The sequence below is a fragment of the Rhizobium sp. LC145 genome, assembly GCF_001005825.1.
Classification (GTDB): Bacteria; Pseudomonadota; Alphaproteobacteria; order Rhizobiales; family Rhizobiaceae; genus Neorhizobium.
Genome location: NZ_LBHV01000031.1, coordinates 1 through 687, shown reverse-complemented (window position 1 = coordinate 687; position 687 = coordinate 1). Strand labels below are relative to the sequence as shown.

The 687-nt window shown below is 66.1% G+C and carries 2 protein-coding genes; both read left to right on the top strand.

Features of this window, described 5'->3' with window-relative positions:
• Positions 1 to 198: hypothetical protein (locus YH62_RS30685; RefSeq protein ID WP_047525792.1), on the top strand; the 198-nt coding region annotated here is incomplete at its 5' end.
• A gap of 155 nt (positions 199 to 353) precedes the next feature.
• The gene (locus YH62_RS28990; RefSeq protein WP_046797789.1) at positions 354 to 653 is read left to right on the top strand and encodes a DUF736 domain-containing protein; all 300 of its coding nucleotides are present in this window, start codon (positions 354 to 356) and stop codon (positions 651 to 653) included.
• Positions 654 to 687: the final 34 nt, after the last annotated feature.

Sequence of the window (687 nt, the reverse complement as noted above, 5' to 3'; positions counted from 1 at the left end):
TGCGCCAGGGAGATGGCGGCCGGGTCGACGGGAGGGATGATGGCCCAGGCGGCGGCTAATCATGCGGATGAGACGGCGCCGATCAATCACGTCATTCTGCTGACGGCGCGAAAGCCCCCCATACGGCCTCTCTTTGGGGCTGGTCTGGCACCGGACCGGCCCTGGCCTGCAACGGCTCCGCCGACCTTCTTCCCCTGACCGCAAGCGGTCATTCCTCGCGAGCCAACAAGCTCGGCTGCCGCCGTCCTTCGCTGATGCTGCGGTCCTGCGGATGCAGTCCGTCCAATCCGTCGCCTCTCGACCGCCATCGAGGCCGCATCGGGCGGCTTCGAACAACCTCAGGAGATACGACAATGGCTCAGATCGGCACCTTCACCCGCGACGAAACCGGCACCTATGCAGGGACCATCAAGACCCTCACCCTCAACGTCAAGGCATCCATCAAGCCCTGCGACCGCGACAACGATCGCGCCCCGGACTTCCGGGTCACAGCAACGGGTGTCGAGTTCGGAGCAGGCTGGAGCCGGACCGCCCGCGAAACGGGCGCCGAATACCTCTCGCTCAAGCTCGACGATCCGTCCTTCACGGCGCCCGTCTACGCCTCCCTCGTCCAGGGCGACAAGGGCGAGCACAAGCTCATCTGGTCTCGCTGACCAGAACCACGGCGCTCCGCTCAAAGCGGGGCGC

Coding starts and splice junctions, on each gene's coding strand:
- YH62_RS28990 (WP_046797789.1), top strand. CDS start 354: ATGGCTCAGATCGGCACCTTCACCCGCGACGAAACCGGCACCTATGCA.